The sequence below is a fragment of the Azospirillum sp. B4 genome, assembly GCF_000333275.1.
Classification (GTDB): Bacteria; Pseudomonadota; Alphaproteobacteria; order Azospirillales; family Azospirillaceae; genus Nitrospirillum.
This window is the reverse complement of the sequence record NZ_BACU01000439.1, coordinates 1-1,262: the sequence shown is the minus strand read 5'-3', so window position 1 is coordinate 1,262 and position 1,262 is coordinate 1. Positions and strand designations below refer to the sequence as shown.

2 protein-coding genes are annotated in these 1,262 nt (G+C 68.5%); both read right to left on the bottom strand.

Annotated features, from left to right (window positions below; genetic code table 11):
* Nucleotides 1-312, bottom strand: a 312-nt coding sequence (locus I55_RS19200; protein ID WP_148293840.1) for a hypothetical protein, incomplete at its 3' end; no start/stop codon positions are given.
* A partial coding sequence (locus I55_RS19195) for a LysM peptidoglycan-binding domain-containing protein (protein ID WP_044562194.1) occupies nt 309-1,262 on the bottom strand: 954 nt, incomplete at its 5' end. The genes I55_RS19200 and I55_RS19195, both read right to left, overlap by 4 nt.

Below are 1,262 nucleotides of genomic sequence, written 5' to 3'. Positions count from 1 at the left end.
ATACGCGTACTCCTCGCCATCAAAGGGATAGCGGCGATAGTCGACGAGGGGCACATCCCCTTTGGTCTCATAGACCACACCGTCGGCATCGGCATAGCCAAGCATCTGGCGCATGGCCACGGGAAACAGGCCGTAGGTGCCAATCTCCAACCCACGGGCGCCAGGACCGTCTGCGGGCGGTAGTGCCCGCAGGGTTGCCAGGAAACGCTTGCGGTGATCACGCACATACTGTTTCAGGAATTCAGGAGCAAGCTCTCCGTAGGTCGTCATGTAGGCATCAAACACGTCGCCGTTCAATTCGGGCCGTGTCATGGCTGAGCCTTCGCTGGGCTTGCCCCGCCCGTGGTCGGCAGGATGAAGATCTGCCCCGGGTAAATCAGATTGGCGTCGCGGATCTGGTCCTGGTTGGCGTCGAAGATGGTGGTGTACTGGATGCCCTCACCATAGAGGTGGCGGGCCAGGGTCCACAGGTTGTTGCCGGCCAGCACCACCACGGCGCGGCTGTCGCTGTCGGCGATGGGCTGGCGTTCGAAGGTCACCTCGGCCCGGGCCACCACCTTGCCGTCGGCGCCCACCTGGTCCACGCGCAGGGTGTAGCGGCCGGGGTCCAGCAGACGCTCTGGCGTGATGGACCAGCGGCCCGCGAGGTCGGCGGCGGTGCGGCCCACCAGCGTGTTGTCGAGGTACAGCTGCACTTCGGACTTCGGCGGCGCGTCGCCGCCCACGGTGACGGCGCCGGCACGGTTGTAGTCCACCGTGTCGATGACCACCGTCAGCGACTTGTCGCCCTTGCCCGGCGCCTGCAGCACCCGGCTGCCGCCCTGGCGGGGGGTGACGACGGCCAGGGCGCCGCCCGTCTCATTCTGCCTGCGGCCGGCGACATCGCGCTTGGCGTCCGGCACCACCAGGGTCACCGTCTCATCCGCCGCGACCTCCGTGCCCTCCGCCGTCTTCATCTTCAGCGACAGGGTGCGCGATCCCGGGGTCAGCGCCTGGGTGGGGGTCAATACCCACTCCCCCCGCTTGTCGGCCGTGACGGTGCCCAGCTCCTTGTCCCCGTCCAAGATCGTGACGGTGGCGCCGGGCATGGCGCGGCCGGCGATGACCACCGTGCCGTCCGGGCTGACGCGCACGACATCGAAGGTGGGAACCGCGCTGGGGCCGGACGGGGCCTCGCCCGTGGCCGGGGTGGGCGCCTGCGCTGGGCTGGCCGTGCGCTGCGCCTGCATGTGGGACAAGCCCAAAACAGCAGCGCTAGCGCG